The 15,521-nt window shown below is 40.7% G+C and carries 17 protein-coding genes; 11 read left to right on the plus strand and 6 right to left on the minus strand.

All coding sequences use genetic code 11. The annotated features are described in order from the left end of the window. Positions 1 to 93: 93 nt before the first annotated feature. The 5 genes from V7K79_RS19820 to V7K79_RS19840 all read left to right on the plus strand — a co-directional run bounded on the left by V7K79_RS19820 (position 94) and on the right by V7K79_RS19840 (position 4,519). Positions 94 to 594: a DUF2059 domain-containing protein gene (locus V7K79_RS19820; RefSeq protein WP_335049700.1), complete on the plus strand. Its 501-nt coding sequence runs from the start codon at positions 94 to 96 to the stop codon at positions 592 to 594. A 304-nt stretch (positions 595 to 898) separates the two neighbouring features. Beyond that, entirely contained in the window at positions 899 to 1,882 is a 984-nt protein-coding gene (locus V7K79_RS19825) for a choice-of-anchor A family protein (RefSeq protein WP_335049701.1), read from the plus strand. Positions 1,883 to 2,017: 135 nt separating this feature from the next. Beyond that, positions 2,018 to 3,037, plus strand: a complete 1,020-nt coding sequence (locus V7K79_RS19830; RefSeq protein WP_335049702.1) for an ABC transporter ATP-binding protein — start codon at positions 2,018 to 2,020, stop codon at positions 3,035 to 3,037. A 158-nt stretch (positions 3,038 to 3,195) separates the two neighbouring features. Then, complete coding sequence (locus tag V7K79_RS19835; RefSeq protein WP_335049703.1) at positions 3,196 to 4,083, plus strand: ABC transporter permease; 888 nt, start codon at positions 3,196 to 3,198, stop codon at positions 4,081 to 4,083. 37 nt (positions 4,084 to 4,120) lie between these two features. Continuing rightward, positions 4,121 to 4,519, plus strand: a complete 399-nt coding sequence (locus V7K79_RS19840; RefSeq protein WP_335049704.1) for a hypothetical protein — start codon at positions 4,121 to 4,123, stop codon at positions 4,517 to 4,519. A 77-nt stretch (positions 4,520 to 4,596) separates the two neighbouring features. On the opposite strand, the gene V7K79_RS19845 is transcribed toward V7K79_RS19840, so the two are convergent. Then, the gene (locus V7K79_RS19845) at positions 4,597 to 5,034 is read right to left on the minus strand and encodes a peroxiredoxin (RefSeq protein WP_335049705.1); all 438 of its coding nucleotides are present in this window, start codon (positions 5,032 to 5,034) and stop codon (positions 4,597 to 4,599) included. Positions 5,035 to 5,228: 194 nt separating this feature from the next. On the opposite strand from V7K79_RS19845, the gene V7K79_RS19850 reads away from it, so the two are divergent. The 4 genes from V7K79_RS19850 to V7K79_RS19865 all read left to right on the plus strand — a co-directional run bounded on the left by V7K79_RS19850 (position 5,229) and on the right by V7K79_RS19865 (position 8,012). Next, positions 5,229 to 5,633: an Npun_F0494 family protein gene (locus tag V7K79_RS19850; protein WP_335049706.1), complete on the plus strand. Its 405-nt coding sequence runs from the start codon at positions 5,229 to 5,231 to the stop codon at positions 5,631 to 5,633. A gap of 285 nt (positions 5,634 to 5,918) precedes the next feature. After that, positions 5,919 to 7,403 (plus strand): cobyric acid synthase CobQ, encoded by a 1,485-nt coding sequence (cobQ, locus tag V7K79_RS19855; RefSeq protein WP_335049707.1) that lies wholly within the window; start codon positions 5,919 to 5,921, stop codon positions 7,401 to 7,403. A gap of 96 nt (positions 7,404 to 7,499) precedes the next feature. Then, positions 7,500 to 7,736, plus strand: coding sequence for a 2Fe-2S iron-sulfur cluster-binding protein (locus V7K79_RS19860; RefSeq protein ID WP_322733411.1), 237 nt, complete (start codon positions 7,500 to 7,502; stop codon positions 7,734 to 7,736). Between the two features lie 57 nt (positions 7,737 to 7,793). Further along, positions 7,794 to 8,012, plus strand: a complete 219-nt coding sequence (locus tag V7K79_RS19865) for a type II toxin-antitoxin system HicB family antitoxin (RefSeq protein WP_335049708.1) — start codon at positions 7,794 to 7,796, stop codon at positions 8,010 to 8,012. Between the two features lie 27 nt (positions 8,013 to 8,039). Here V7K79_RS19865 and V7K79_RS19870 read toward each other — a convergent pair whose 3' ends face one another. The 5 genes from V7K79_RS19870 to V7K79_RS19890 form a co-directional block, all read right to left on the minus strand. After that, positions 8,040 to 8,282: a hypothetical protein gene (locus tag V7K79_RS19870; protein WP_335049709.1), complete on the minus strand. Its 243-nt coding sequence runs from the start codon at positions 8,280 to 8,282 to the stop codon at positions 8,040 to 8,042. Between the two features lie 102 nt (positions 8,283 to 8,384). Next, entirely contained in the window at positions 8,385 to 8,828 is a 444-nt protein-coding gene (locus V7K79_RS19875) for an SRPBCC family protein (RefSeq protein WP_335049710.1), read from the minus strand. 88 nt (positions 8,829 to 8,916) lie between these two features. Next, positions 8,917 to 10,356 (minus strand): 9,9'-di-cis-zeta-carotene desaturase, encoded by a 1,440-nt coding sequence (gene zds, locus V7K79_RS19880; protein WP_335049711.1) that lies wholly within the window; start codon positions 10,354 to 10,356, stop codon positions 8,917 to 8,919. A gap of 276 nt (positions 10,357 to 10,632) precedes the next feature. After that, positions 10,633 to 10,809, minus strand: a complete 177-nt coding sequence (locus V7K79_RS19885; protein WP_292857258.1) for a CopG family transcriptional regulator — start codon at positions 10,807 to 10,809, stop codon at positions 10,633 to 10,635. A gap of 1,686 nt (positions 10,810 to 12,495) precedes the next feature. Next, entirely contained in the window at positions 12,496 to 14,127 is a 1,632-nt protein-coding gene (locus tag V7K79_RS19890) for a DUF6930 domain-containing protein (RefSeq protein WP_335049712.1), read from the minus strand. A gap of 322 nt (positions 14,128 to 14,449) precedes the next feature. Here V7K79_RS19890 and V7K79_RS19895 point away from each other — a divergent pair, with 322 nt between their 5' ends. Together V7K79_RS19895 and V7K79_RS19900 are read left to right on the plus strand one after the other, a co-directional pair. Next, positions 14,450 to 14,806, plus strand: a complete 357-nt coding sequence (locus V7K79_RS19895; RefSeq protein ID WP_292857252.1) for an iron-sulfur cluster assembly accessory protein — start codon at positions 14,450 to 14,452, stop codon at positions 14,804 to 14,806. 89 nt (positions 14,807 to 14,895) lie between these two features. Continuing rightward, positions 14,896 to 15,318, plus strand: a complete 423-nt coding sequence (locus V7K79_RS19900) for a tetratricopeptide repeat protein (RefSeq protein WP_335049713.1) — start codon at positions 14,896 to 14,898, stop codon at positions 15,316 to 15,318. The last annotated feature ends 203 nt before the right edge of the window (positions 15,319 to 15,521 follow it).

A 15,521-nucleotide genomic window follows, 5' to 3' on the forward strand; every position in this document is an offset into this window, starting at 1 on the left:
TTTAAGGATAATAATTTGAGACTATTACTCACAATGGTTCTTCATTTGTCAAACTTACCTAAATAATCCTCTCTTAAAAATAAATTTACATCAATGAAGATAAATTTTTTGTTTGTAGCAGTTGTACTTTCCTTAGTAACAACCTTCAATAGGGCTGCTTTTGCTCAAACTCCAACTAATACTATTGCACCAAGTAGTAATGCTCAAGAAATAGAAAAAACTAATAATATCAAGAAGTTGTTTGAAATAACTGGTGTCAAAGATATTTCTCGACAAATCATCACTCAATTATTAAATGATTTTAAGTCTACTTATCCTCAAGTACCTCAAAAGTTTTGGGATAATTTTGCTGCTGAAATAAAATCAGATGATATTGTAACTGAAATTGTTCCTATTTATAATAAATACTTTACTAATGAAGAAATCAAACAACTTATTATATTTTATCAGACACCTTTAGGAAAAAAAACAATTACCGTTCTTCCCCAACTTTATCAAGAATCTTATGATGTTGGGAAAAGATATGGAATAGCAGCAGCCCAAAGAGCTTTAAAAAAATTGGAAGCAGAAGGATATATCCGTCCTAATCAATAAATCGGTGTATAATGTTAAATTTAATTTCTAAATAGATAATTTTTAAGTTCTGTTCAATTACTAATCCTGTCAATAAAAAGCAAAGGGGCAAAGGAGAAAGATTTTTTTGTTCCTCTTCTCTAGCTGAACCTGTTGATAAAAATTTAATTTATGCAGTCAACAGTAAATATGCGGTTGAGCAGATGATTTAGAGAAAAATATACAGTCGTTATACCAATGTAAAACTTCAATAAAAATAGCTAGCAGAGTAGTGCAATCTTTAATTTATACCCATAGGATAATGTTGATGCTTAATAACTAAAAAATGAAATCAAAAACTTATTATAATTGGGGGCTAGTAGCAGCTCCGATTGTAGTTACTCTAGCGCTGGGTTTTTCAGCAAGAGCGAATGCAGTTGAGTTAGGTGCTGCCTCTGATTACAATGTATTTGTTTTGGGAGATATCTCTCAAAAATATACAGATATCGAAGGAAAAGTTGCTGCTAGTGGTAACATAAATTTCGTCGGCGGACTTGGAAGCAGACTTTCTGACAATGGCGGCAACGTAGTAGTCGCTGGACAGAATTTAACTCTGAGCAACGGTCAAGTCTATCACGGTAATGCTGTCTATGGAGGCAGCGCCAATGTAGCCAGCAATGTGGGATTTCCTCAAGGAACTTTCAGCAAGGGTAATCCCATTGACTTCAATGAAGCAGGGAAAGAACTGCGAGGACTATCTGAATATTTGGCAACTTTAACTCCTACTGGTAATACAACGGTTCAACCTTGGGGTGCTATTAACCTTAGTGGCAGTGGTACTGCTTTCAATGTTTTTAATCTTGCAGGCTCATCTGTCTCCAAGACAAACTATTTTGAAATTAAGGGAGATGCAAATTCAACCATCGTTGTCAATATCAGCGGTAAGGATGTCTCGCTGCAAAACTTTGGGTTTAATATCATTGGCGCAGATAAACAAAAGGTAATTTACAACTTTTATGAAGCAACAAACTTAACTGCTAGTGGAATTGGCATCCAAGGTAGTATTTTTGCGCCTTTGGCTAATTTCAATTTCAATAACGGTCAAGTTAACGGCAATGTAGTCGTAGCTTCTTTGACGGGAAATGGCGAATCTCACAACTATCTATTTAATGGCGATTTGCCAAATGTCCCAACTAAGTACTACAATCCGCCGAAGCCTCCCACACATACTAAGGTTCCAGAACCTGCAAATCTTCCAGGTTTAGGATTAATTGCTGTAGTATTTGGTTTGCTTCGCTACAAACGCAATCAACCAACTTGTTTAGAATAATTAAAAATTTTTGGCAGCATAGCGCATGATGCGAACTTATTTACAGATTTTCGCTCATGCGCTATTTCCTTGCTCTCTACCTTCTACAATAAGGGTAGACTTTATTGAGATTTGTATAGTTGGGGATCGGCTGTCATGGCTCCCGCCGTTTTAATTCAAAATCTGCAAAAACGTTACGGTACTGTGGTTGCCGTCCAAGATGTTTCCTTTCAGGTAGAACCAGGAGAAATCTTTGGTTTACTTGGCCCTAACGGTGCTGGGAAAACTACTACCTTGCGTGCTTTGTGTACGCTGACGACACCGGATGCTGGCAAAATCGAAGTATCTGGCATCTCTGTGTTAGATAATCCGAAAGTGGCAAGACAACTACTAGGCTATGTAGCTCAGGAAGTCGCTATAGATAAGGTGTTGACTGGAAAAGAACTGCTGCAATTGCAAGCAGCACTTTATCACCTTCCAGGCGCAGTAGCCAAACAGCGTATTGAAACGGTATTAGATTTACTCGGTTTGCAAGAATACGCCAACAAAAAGACAGGAACCTATTCTGGTGGTTTACGCAAGCGCCTAGACTTGGCTGCTGGATTGCTCCATGCACCGGATGTTTTGGTGCTGGACGAGCCAACTGTAGGACTTGACATAGAAACCCGTTTTGTGGTATGGGATTTCCTCAGAAAATTACGCGCCTCTGGGACGACTGTAGTAATTACCAGCCATTACTTAGAAGAAATTGACGCTTTAGCCGATCGCGTGGCAATTATAGATCGCGGCGTTGTCATTGCCAGTGATACACCATTACAATTAAAAGATCGAGTAGGGGGCGATCGCATTACCTTGCGAATCCGCGAATTTTCCCCGATTGAGGAAGCTGAAAAAGCCAAAAACCTCCTGAAACCTTTGCCTTTTGTTCAAGAAGTCATCATCAACAGCGCTCAAGGTAATTCGCTCAACTTGGTAGTCACACCTGAGAATGATGTTTTGATTAACATACAGCAAGCGCTGAATACTGCGGGCTTGCCCATATTTGGCATCGCCCAATCTCGCCCCAGCCTTGATGACGTTTATCTCGCCGCCACAGGACGCACCTTATTGGATGCAGAACTGGCAGCTGTCGCCACCCGCGATCCCAAAGCTGAGAAAAAGCAGAATATGAGATAGGGACTGGGGACTGGGGACTGGGAACTGGGAACTGGGAAAGAGTTTTGCCAATGCTTAATCCTTAATCCCCAATCCCCAATCCCCAATCCCCAATCCCCAATCCCCAATCCCCAATCCCCAATCCCCAATCCCCAATCCCCAATCCCCAATCCCCAATCATGAGTGTTACTCCTAAATCTGATATCAATTGGCAGCCGCTAGCATCGCCGCAAGCAGATGCTAATACTACACCTAACTTTTTCGGTGAATTGGTACAAGAGACGTTAGCTTTAACTCGTCGCTTGTTTATTCAGTTGCAACGCCGTCCTTCATCTTTGATTGCTGGAATTATTCAGCCAGTAATGTGGTTAGTGCTATTCGGTGCTTTGTTCCAAAATGCTCCCAAGGGTATATTTGGCAATACAACAAATTACGGTCAATTTTTGGCGGCTGGCATCATTGTGTTTACAGCCTTTGCTGGGGCACTGAATGCTGGTTTACCCGTGATGTTTGACCGCGAGTTCGGCTTTTTGAATCGTTTGCTGGTAGCACCGTTAGCATCGCGGTTTTCCATTGTTTTTGCTTCGGCAATTTTCATCATCAGCCAAAGTTTATTGCAAGCAGCCGTAATCGTTGCAGCAGCAGCATTTTTGGGTGCTGGACTACCTGATGTAGCAGGTTTAAGTGCGATCGCTTTAATTGTCTTACTGTTAGCTTTGGGTGTAACAGCCATTTCCCTCGGTTTAGCTTTTGCTCTACCGGGACACATTGAATTGATTGCAGTGATTTTCGTCACTAACCTACCATTATTGTTTGCTAGTACTGCTTTAGCACCTCTATCCTTCATGCCTCAGTGGTTACAGGTTGTGGCTACCTTAAATCCTCTCAGCTATGCGATCGAACCAATCCGCTATCTTTATTTCCACAGTAATTGGGGACTAGGTAGTGTAGTTATGCAGGCTCCTTGGGGCAATGTTACCTTTGGGGGAGCATTGCTCGTGTTGTTTGGCTTTGCCCTAGTCGCCTTAGTGAGTATTCAACCCCAACTGCGGCGCACTCTAGCTTAAAAAGAATAAAATAGATCAATTTTAGAGTCAAAACCCCATGAAAAAACCATTTTTACAAATTACTAGACTCTTTGTAGCTACGGTAGCAGGAATTAGCTTTGCTTCCTTGCTCATGGCTCAACCAAGTTCCGCTCAAATCAGCAGCCCAACGGATGCTTTCCCCAGTAATAGTACAACAGACCAAAATACCGATCCTTTCTCCCGTTCCAACTCAGACAATTTCAATATGTTTGATCTGATTCATCGGGCAAATTTCGGGACTCTCAACTGGGATTCTAACCAACAGAACCAAGAACTAAACTCAGCAGCAGCAGCCTTTAAAGCAAGGCAACAAAAACTAATTCAAGGTCAACAACAGCAACCAACCCTCAGTTTGCCAACGGTTACACAACCATCAGTTACGCCGCCATTAGTGACACCACCATCAGGTAACTGAATTCAAACAAAGAACCCCAAGCTGTAAAAGCTTGGGGTTAAGACTATTTAAAAAATCTTGAATGATCGGGTAAAAAACTACAATCCAAGTGCAGATAAAATATCGCTAGCATGGTTGCTGGTATTTACATTAGCGTCAACATGAGTAATTTTGCCGCTGGGGTCAATTACGTAAGTGACGCGCTTGGCATAACCGCCGCCATCCACATCGAAAGCTTTGATGAGGGATTTATCGCTGTCAGCCAGTAAGGGAAAATTCAAATTATATTTTTGGGTGAATGCTTGATGGGAGACTTCATCATCTGCACTTACTCCCAAGATTGCAATATCTTTACCTTGATATTGAGACTGGGCATCCCGGAAACTACAGGCTTGTTTGGTGCAGCCTGGAGTATCATCTTTCGGGTAAAAATACAAAACAACCGTCTTTCCGGCAAAATCAGATAAAGAGACTGTGTTGCCGTTTGTATCTTTGGCGGTAAATGCAGGTGCATCCGTACCAACTGCTAGAGGCATAATAAACTTTTCCTGTTTCAGATTGTTGATGCACTTGAAATTTTACATTAATTTATAATGATTAAATATAATTACTAAAAAATAGTAGAAATATACTTTCGGTAACTAATTTTGGTTTAATGGGGTGCTTGATACAAGAAAAAATATATTCTTAAATTAATCTTTGTGAGAAGAAAAACTTTTACCAATACACAATGGCTGCTGTTGATTCCCAAAACCCAAATATTTTTGTCTATCCTCAAAGCACAGTAGAAAGAGCAGAGCGATCGCTAGTGTGTTCATCCTTCAATTTATCTTTATTTGAAGTGATGGCACACCAGAGTGTATCATTAGCTGCGATCGCTCTAGAAAATGGACTCAAGCAGGGCTATACTAAACGCCCTTTATCAGAATTAGCCTGTGATAACGCTTTGGGCTGGTTGATTGAAGTAGGTGTATTGCGCCGAGAAGTCGATGGTCAGGGAATTACGGATAGTTTTCGTCTCACTCCCTTGGGACGCCAGTTAGTAGAACAGTATCACGGAAAAAATTGGCGTACTCCTTCATGGCGCGATCATTTCTCTGATGCTTTGATTCGTTGGTTACGGAAACCTTTTTAGAATAAAAAATCCAAGAGTTAGGATTAGGGAATCAAAGGGAACAATATATACGGAAACATCACATCTATTTATGAAGTCTTTACCATAACCATTCAACTGCAATTTGTGATGGTTATAGTGGGCATTACGTATAGGGCATGGGGCATTGGGCATTGGGCATAAAAGCTAAAGGTGCAAAGGAGCAGAGGGGAAAACTTACTGCAACTTTTTCCTCTGCTCCCCTGCTCCCTGTTGTTCGCTCCTAAAAATTAACTCTGTATCTTGAAAAACTAAGTGATAGCAATTATGAAATCAATTATGGTAGTGGGGACAACATCCCATGCAGGGAAATCACTTTTAACTACAGCGATTTGTCGCATTCTGTCACGGCGTGGTTGGCGAGTGGCTCCCTTTAAAGGTCAAAATATGGCTTTAAATGCTTACGTCACCGCCAGTGGTGGAGAAATTGGCTATGCCCAAGCAGTGCAAGCTTGGGCGGCGGGAGTCGTGCCTTGGGTAGAAATGAACCCAATTTTACTCAAACCCCAAGGGGATATGACTTCGCAAGTAATTATCAAAGGTAGGTCTGTTGGTAAAGTAAGTGCTTCAGATTACTACGAGCAATATTTTGAATTAGGGTGGCGGACAATTGAAGAATCGCTACAGCATTTAGGAACAGAATTTGACCTGCTGGTTTGTGAAGGTGCTGGTAGTCCAGCAGAGATTAACCTCAAGCACCGCGACTTAACTAATATGCGGGTGGCAAAATATTTGAATGCACCAACCATATTGGTAGTTGATATTGACCGGGGTGGTGCTTTTGCCCATGTCGTTGGCACATTAGAATTATTGGAACCAGATGAACGCGCCTTAATTAAGGGTGTAGTAATTAATAAATTCCGAGGACAGCGATCGCTCTTAGATCCGGGGATAAAATGGTTAGAAGAACGCACAGGTATCCCCGTTATCGGTGTTATACCCTACTTGCAACAAATGTTTCCCGCAGAAGACTCCCTTGACCTGCTAGAACGTCAATCGTCATCGAATAAAGCCCAAACTGACCTCAACATTGCCGTCATCCGCTTACCAAGAATTGCCAATTTTACCGACTTTGACCCACTAGAATCAGAAAGTACAGTTTCAATTAAATACTTAAGTCCGAAGCAAGATTTGGGACATCCTGACGCCGTGATTATTCCAGGTACAAAGACTACAATTGCTGACTTGCTACTGTTGCAAAAAAGTGGTATGGCAGAAGCTATTCAAAACTACGCTGCATCTGGGGGAACGGTTTTAGGTATCTGCGGTGGCTATCAAATGCTCGGTCAAATCATTGCCGATCCAGAAGGAATAGAGGGACAAGCGGGCAGATTTCAAGGGTTAAATCTCTTACCAATTAGAACTGTAATTACAGGACAAAAAATCGCCCGCCAGCGCCAAGTTAGCTCAAATTATCCACAACAAGGCTTGCCAGTTAATGGCTTTGAAATCCATCAAGGGCGATCGCGCATCGAACAGCAAGGCATAGATCCCCAATCATACCATGCCCTGTTTGACGATATTAATTTAGGATTAGTAGATAGTTGTCAATCAGTGTGGGGCAGTTACCTCCACGGGCTTTTTGACAATGGGCCTTGGCGACGGGCTTGGTTAAATCGCCTCCGTCAACAGCGGGGTTTAAAATCTTTGCCCACTGGTGTTGCTAACTACCGAGAACAGCGAGAGCAGATTTTAGACTCTCTAGCCATTGAAGTTGAAAGCCATTTAGACTTAAGTCAGTTTTTGTCTTAAGCTAAAATGCGTTGAAATGTCATTAGTCATTGGTCATTGGTCATTGGTCATTTGCAAATGACAAATGACACGCCCTAAATTAAATGCGTAACATTGATGATTGTTCGTGTCCGCTTTTTACCAGATGACGTTACAGTAGATGCCGAAGTGGGAGAAGCCCTCTTAGATGTAGCAGACCGGGCTGGGGTATTTATTCCCACCGGTTGTCTGATGGGGTCTTGTCACGCTTGCACCGTCGAATTAGAGGATGGAGAAATCATTCGCGCTTGTATCAGCGCAGTACCGCCACGCGAGGAATTGACGATTAATTTGTTTAGCGATCCAACTTGGTAGTTTTTTAACCCTCTAAATTTAAAATGTCAAATGAGGAAGTAAAGGTAAATAAACAAGATGAGTAAGCTTAAATACCAAATGGTAATTAAGTGGTTTGAGGAAGATGATTGTTTATTAGTAGGATTCCCTGATTTTCCAGGACAACGCTGGCGGACTCATGGGGATACTTACGAGTTAGCTGTGGCAAATGGAATTGAAGCCTTAGAGTCTCTAATTAGTGCTTACGAAGCTGTCGGCGAGCAACTTCCAGAACCATCTTATGAGGCTGGATTATAAGGATTTGAACTACCAAAAAGACTTTCACTAAAAAGAAAGATTGTGCAAATTCACAATTTCTATATCACCATTATGAAACTGAACAACAACGTCATGAGATGAAGTCTCTTTCAGAATTGTTGCAATCCTACCGAGTGGATAAACTATGCATTTACCACCAATATAAAAATCGTAAGTTCCTGCATCAGCTTTAAAGCAAGGTACTCCTTTTGAAAAAAGTGTCTTTACTTCACCAGATTCATTGATGACGTTCAAATTAATGTGACGCATTCAATTCTCACAAAATTTACAATAAACTCATAAAAGATTATGACCTTTTCTAATAAGTGTCATATACATATTGTTTCCTACGGTCTGTTTTTGCTATCTATATCAATTAGCTTTAACATTCAACGCGTATTCTTTAAACCTTTCCAAATCAGCTTGAATTGTCGATTCAACTATTCGCCCCAAAAATAAGTTATCCATAATTTTGCCAATAAGTCCGGGGATAGCGTAGGAAATCGTCATTTTGACAATGCTACTATTCTGGCGATCGTAAAAGCGAATCGCTCCCTGATTCGGCAAACCATCAACCGATTCCCATTGGATAATTTGGTTAGGAATAACTTTGAGGATTCGAGATTGCCAAGTAAATTCTAGACTGCCAGTTTTTAATTTCCAAAGAGATATATCTGGATTATCTGGCGGAATTTTCACTGAATCAATCCACTTCATCCACCGAGGCATTTGCTCTAAATCAGACCAGAGGCTCCATACTAAATCTATGGGAACCTCTACTTCTACCTGCACAGTATGCTCTAACCAGTCTGACATTTCTTTTATTCCTTCTCTATGAGATGCGTTGCGATTGCGTTCTTTGCATCCTTTGGAGTAGCCTGCGGCAAGCCACTACGTGTCTACGTTATTTCTTTAAACTCTCCAAAATCACTTTTGCTGCACGCCGTCCAGAAATAGTAGCACCTTCCATACTATCGATGTAGTCTTGCTGAGTATAACTCCCTGCAAGGAAGAAATTATCTACTGGTGTTTTTTGGTTGGGACGGTACGCATCCATCCCTGGCGCTTCCCGGTAGAGAGATTGAGCAAGTTTTACCACGCTGTACCAAGTCATATTTAGCTCCCGCGACGAAGGAAACAGTTCATGGACTTGCTTGAGGACATGGTGTGCGATCGCTTCATTACTTTGGGCAATAAACGGATCTCCTGGTGTCAGCACTAGCTGTAACAAAGATCCCTGTCCTGGGCGATAATAATCAGCAGGGCTAGTCAACGCTAAATCGGCAAAACAAGAAAAGTCAGCATCGGCTGTGTAAAGTAAATTATCGATTCCAGCCGCATGGTTTAGCTGTTTGCGTTGCTTTCCATCGTTCAGTTCTGTTACCCAACCATCAAAGCGTAACTGTACTGTGGCCACTGGCACGGCATCCAGTTTGTAGATATTGTCAAATTCTGACCACTTACGCCACTCCTGGGGTAGGATGCGTTGAATTCCTGGAACATCACAGGCAAAAACATAAGCATCAGCTGCGATCGTTTCTACTGCATCTCCTTGGGCAACTACTATACCAGTGACACGGGTTTGTTTATCTGACTCAGTAAACTGAATTTCCCGAACTTGTCGGCGCGTATAAACTTTGGTGCCTCTAGCTTCCAGATATTCCAGAATTGGTTTGTGTAAATATTCAGATGGAGAACCTTCCAGCATTCGCAAAACTGAAGCTTCAGTTCTAACTGCAAATAGCTGGAATATGGTTAACATACAACGGGCAGACATATTTTCGCAATCAATAAATCCCAATGCGTAGGCAATGGGGTTCCACATACGCTTGATGCTGCCATTACTTCCACCATGACTGCGAAACCAATCGGCAAAGCTAACTTTATCTAAATTGCGGATAGTTTTCATCGCCCCATTAAAGTCTACCAATCCGCGAACTATCGGACTAGTACCCAAAGCGATCGCATTTTGCAATTTATCCTGCAACGATAGTTGAGAAGTAGTGAAAAATGCCTTTAAGCCATTGAAAGGCGCACCTGTAAGAAAGCGAAAATCTAAAGCACCAGTGCGCCCCCCTTTATTAATAAAAGTGTGGGTATGTTCTTTGAGGCGTAAGTTTTCTAACACCCCCACTTTTTTCATTAAGTCAAATAGTTGGTAGTAGCACCCGAAAAATACATGTAACCCCATTTCTAGATGGTTGCCATTTCCATCAACCCAACTGCCAACTTTACCACCAACAAAAGGACGAGATTCAAAAATCTCTACTTCACAACCAGCATCAGCTAAATCTACTGCGGTTGCTAGCCCAGCCAGTCCCGCACCTACAATTGCAACACGCATTCCGTCGTTCCTTTTCAGTTTCTTTACAGATTGTAACTGGGTTGGTGTCGGAATTTGCTACTTAATATCAACTCCAGCAGCATATTAAGGCTTGCCAATATCAATACTAAAACCTCTTTGATTACTTTTTTTAGCCCCGGTAAATGACCAGACGCGATAAAAACGCGTCTGTATCATCTAGACAAACTTTTGTCCATAGCGGTGGACTCTCAAAAGTCTCATAGATATTTTTTTGATGGCAAAGCAGTTTTTTGGATAAGTTGTGAAAGTAACTTCTTAGTTGTTTGCATCTTTGCTGTCATCGGAGACAGGCAAACTTCTAATCAGTTCACGAATCACATCAGTTGCAGGTCTACCTGTTTGTTGACAATATTTTTCTAGTTTTTCCGCTTCCTGCGTTGCGAGATTAACTGTTATGCGTTTAACTGCCCATTTTTTATTTGTCATTATCATGCTATCTGCTGTATATTTAGATGATCGAAAGAGTCTAAATTAAAGAGGGAACCGATAAGGTTATCAGAGTTTGTATCTGGAAATCAAGTAATACCATTAATATTAAAAATGTTTGTTTTGTCAAAGGATTGATTATTTTCTAAAAAAATTAAAGTACTACACTTTATTTGTTACTATTGTGACAGCATAAATAACACATAGTTGCTTTTGAAGATAATAACCCTACTAACAGCATGAGCAAAGTCTGACAATGAAGTTTTCTAAATGAATTCGAGACACCTACTATTGACTCAATGAAGATTTCCAAAGTTATTCTTCATTGAAAGCATTTGACCTTCTCTCTTCTCTCAAGTTTGTCAAACCCGCTTGGAAAGAATATCTGCTAGAACACAAAAAAATAAAGCTTCAGAATCATTGTCATGCTGAAATGCTGGTATTACAGGTGGGTTAGAGTGGTATATACACAACGTGAAAGTAATTTAGAAAGTAGGCAAATAAGCGATCGCTTTCAAATAAACACCCATCTATAACCAAGCAGTTAAGAGCTACTTGATCTGTTATGAATTTGGCTTACCTCGATCAAGCTGATTGCTTTTTAGTACCAATATAGTAGCTACAAAAAAGACGACAAAACTCAGTCTACTGAGGGTAAATTGCCAAGCAATTTATTAAATTTTGACAGCAATATCTGTAATTTTACACAGACAAATTAATCACTTGCAATATGATGTCACTTGACTGTTGTCGATACTAATATTTTAGTTTTATTTCATATTTTTATAATAACTTATCGTCACAATGCAATAAACTTTTGCATATTTCATTTTCCTTACAGCGATATAACTTGCTTGAAACTCAGCAAGCTTTTGCGATTTTTCTTATTCATCTATCTGGAAGTTATGTGAATCATTTTTAGCCAATTAAGGCACTATAATTTTGCCATAAAATTTTCTTTTGGTACCTAAGCTAAGATATAAAATACTGTCAATAAAATTGTAATTACAACTATTTTTGTTTGGTAAGTATACCTATAAAAACAATTGTATATTTTAGTTTTTTCGGCAGTGTGTTTATTATAGCTATTATTTACGCGCTTTAAATAATCTTCATTTAGACACTACCAAAGCTATTTTTTCTCCTTTATAAAAAAATTACAAAGAAAAAGATATATATCTGAACTTTTGCTTAATGATATTGATATATAACAGGATGCTAAACTCAAAAAATTGTTAAAAAAAAGATTCCAATATCTAAGTGCATCAGTCAAATTTGATTTAAGCAGTCTTTGTAGACAATGTTTGATGATCTTGTAGTTATTTATACTGAAGAGGGTAAGCCTAAAAAGACTAAAAAACTATAAAAATACAGGTACTTCATGAAATTTAGATAAAGTTTGCTTTTAAGATTGGTAGGCCTATTAGTATTGACATATACATGAATATTCATTACAAAATGCCACGCCGTGATGGGTACACGGATGACGAAGACTGAGTGTAACCAGAAACGCTCTGCCATCGGTTAAAAGACTGCATAGGAAAGATGGAAGGGGTAAACGTTAACACACAGACAAAGCCTTACCCTTTTCCTCTCTTAAATGCAGTTTCAGTCAATATGTCAATCAAATACACATCAACTTAATTTCTCATACTGATAATTTTAGATTCAGGATTGCAGTAATTCATGCAATTAATCAAATTTGAGTTGGGGCATAAGTTGGAGAGTACCAATACCTAAATCTTTTGGTGAAAGCGATCGCCCTTCAAACAAAGCCATCATATCTCGTAACTGAGGATTACCACGGGAGGCTCCAGTTAGTCCTTTGGCAATGATTAAACCACAGTAGCCCTTAGTATTTTTACACCGTTGATTCCATTTTTTTCGGGCTTCGACATGAATCGGATCTTCATCTAAAAATTCACCGAATAGGAACAATTCGCCATTTTGAGTTTGCAATAAACCCAGGTCGTAGCGATCGCCATCAAAAGGATCGGCACCTGGATTAAAGCAAATTGCTTTCAATCCACCTGCTGCTTCAATTCTTTCAATTACAGTCTTCGCCTTAGGCCGGGAAGTTTGAATTAAAATCACCGGCAAACCATCACCCACTTGTTTGATTTCACTAGCCTGGTGGTAGCTGACCCCTTTTCGTAGAGAATCCAGCATTTCCCAGGACACTACACCTAAGCTGAGGAAGGAATCTTCTGGTATCAAGTCATCTTGCAATGATTGGAAATCAAGATTGTCAATCTCCTGATCGTCAATACCAAAGCCTGTCATATCCTCTAATTCTGCTGCTAATTGCGGCATGGTAGAGACTGTCACAGCTACAGATTTAGTTGATTCTTCTGACTGCGGCAGAGAAATGCGATAGCGACGGCTGAGGGTAGAGAAGATATCTTCATGAAGTTGGCGACGGTGATCGCGAATAAAGCGACTCAGGCTTTCGATCGCAACCAAGATTACCAATGCTTCTTCGTCATACAAAACAGACCGGAGTCCTTCTAAGGGGTGAATATTACCAAAAGTAGGGTCAATTTCTGATAGTGGCAGATCCGCCAAATCATCTTCTTTATCGTCATCTTCATCAGTTTCATCAACGCTTTCAAAAGTGAGAAACAGGCAATCTTGCTTGAGGAACGCTTCTTCTAGATGCTCTGTTGATTCTTCATCTGTTAGAACTGCGGCACGAAACTGTTTTAAAGACTCTTGTGAGCGATAAAACAAAATCCCATACTCCATTCCTAGCATTCCCATAATTGAGGCGTAGAGTGTGCCAACATCCCACTTATTAATCTCGATTGACAAAATTTGCTGTTCTTCCAAAAATTCCCAAGGTGCTGCTTGCCAAATTGCAAATGCTTTCTCTCGCAATATTTGCGCGTACTGTGGAGGTAAGTCAGGGGTTTGACTATCGAGGATATCGGCGAATCCCCGAAATAGTTCGTCAATTAAAGGCAGTTCTGGCGCGTAGTCAATGGCGATATCTAAATCTTGCAGCACTCCCCGCAGGTAAAATTGGATCTCGCGGTCTTTGACTACAATTCTTTGAGGTCTAGCAGGTCTTGCTGGACTCTGAGGATGCTCCATTGCTTGCATTAAAGTGCGAACTATTGCTTCTGGGCCGATATCTGAAGCTACTACGTCCATTCCTCGAACAACACCTTGGGAGTAATCTACCCAAAGAATGCATTCTCCCTTTGCCTCTGAATCTGACTGCTGGTTTGGTGATGACAACGGACGGCGATCGCCCTCCCATACAGAAGGAATTTGAGTTAATTTCTTCAACCGACGACTGGTAGAGCGATTAAAACTTGTCATAGAGATCAAAAGAAGCAATTTGGAAGTAAACTTTGGGGGCTAACTAGCCTCGGATTAAATTTTTATGGCTGCACCTGAAGGGTGGTTGCTTCTGTTGCTGCCGCAAGGCTTGAATTTTAAGAATACCGAATGTATAAACACATTGAGTCTCTCAATTCTAGAATAAAAATCTTTGGCTACTTTTGACGGAGTGTTTACAATTTGGCATCTTGCAACATCTAAGCCGCTAGAATGAATACAAAAACACCCAACGAGCAACCCAGAAGCATTAACAAGCCGACATAGGGTAAAGCTTATACTAATTAAGGAGTTGAAAAAGCAGATGACACAAGCAATTGAGGCTCAACAACGCGGAATTCTGTTGAGCGAAGCTGCATTGCACCAAGTAAAATCCCTCCGGGACAAGCAAGGCACAGACTTGTGCTTACGGGTAGGAGTGCGTCAGGGTGGGTGTTCTGGGATGTCTTACATGATGGACTTTGAAGACACTAGTAAGATCGCCCCTCATGATGAAGTTTTTGACTACGATGGCTTCAAAATTGTCAGCGATCGCAAAAGTCTGTTATATCTCTACGGTTTAATGCTCGATTACAGCGATGCCATGATTGGCGGTGGTTTCCAATTCACTAACCCCAATGCTAATCAAACTTGTGGTTGCGGTAAGTCATTTGGGGTGTAATATTGTCAGTTGTCATTTGTCGTCCCTGGTTATTGGACGAAAGACAAATGACAAACGCTCAATGACTAATGACTCATGATTAATTTAATATGACTCAAACAGTTGAATCCCTGTTTGATACAGGTTTAGAACGCTATAAAGCAGGAGAATCAGCAGAATCTTTAATCCCTGTGTTTAAAGAAGTGTGCGATCGCGCTCCTAAAACTAGTGCAGCTTGGGTTTGTTTATCGTGGTTGTATCTACTCGATAACAAACCCAATTTGGCTTACAAAGCTGCACAGAAGGCAGTCAAGTTAAATCCACAAGATCCCCAGGCTAGAATCAATCTCGCCTTAGCAATGCTAGAAACAAAGCAAAAAGGTTTGCGGGAACATATTGATATAGCACAGCAGTTGATTTTTGTCAACGAAGAATGGAGTGATGAAATAAAAAATAGTATTGAGGACGGTTTAAGTAGAAAACCAGATTGGCAGAGTTTAACAAAAGTTAAAAATTGGCTGTTTGAAAAGTAGAGGATGGGGACTGGGGACTGAGAACCAGGAGGACAAGAGGGACAAGGGGGAATTTATTCAAGTAAGTCTCTAAGTTGTCTGTTCCCAATCCCCAATCCCCATTACCCCTTATCCCCAGAGGGGGCCCCACCATTCCCAATCCCCAGTACCCAATCCCCATTACCCCTTATCCCCAGAGGGGGCCCCACCTTCCCCAATCCCCA

It is taken from the genome of Nostoc sp. (assembly GCF_036917575.1).
GTDB lineage: Bacteria > Cyanobacteriota > Cyanobacteriia > Cyanobacteriales > Nostocaceae > Nostoc.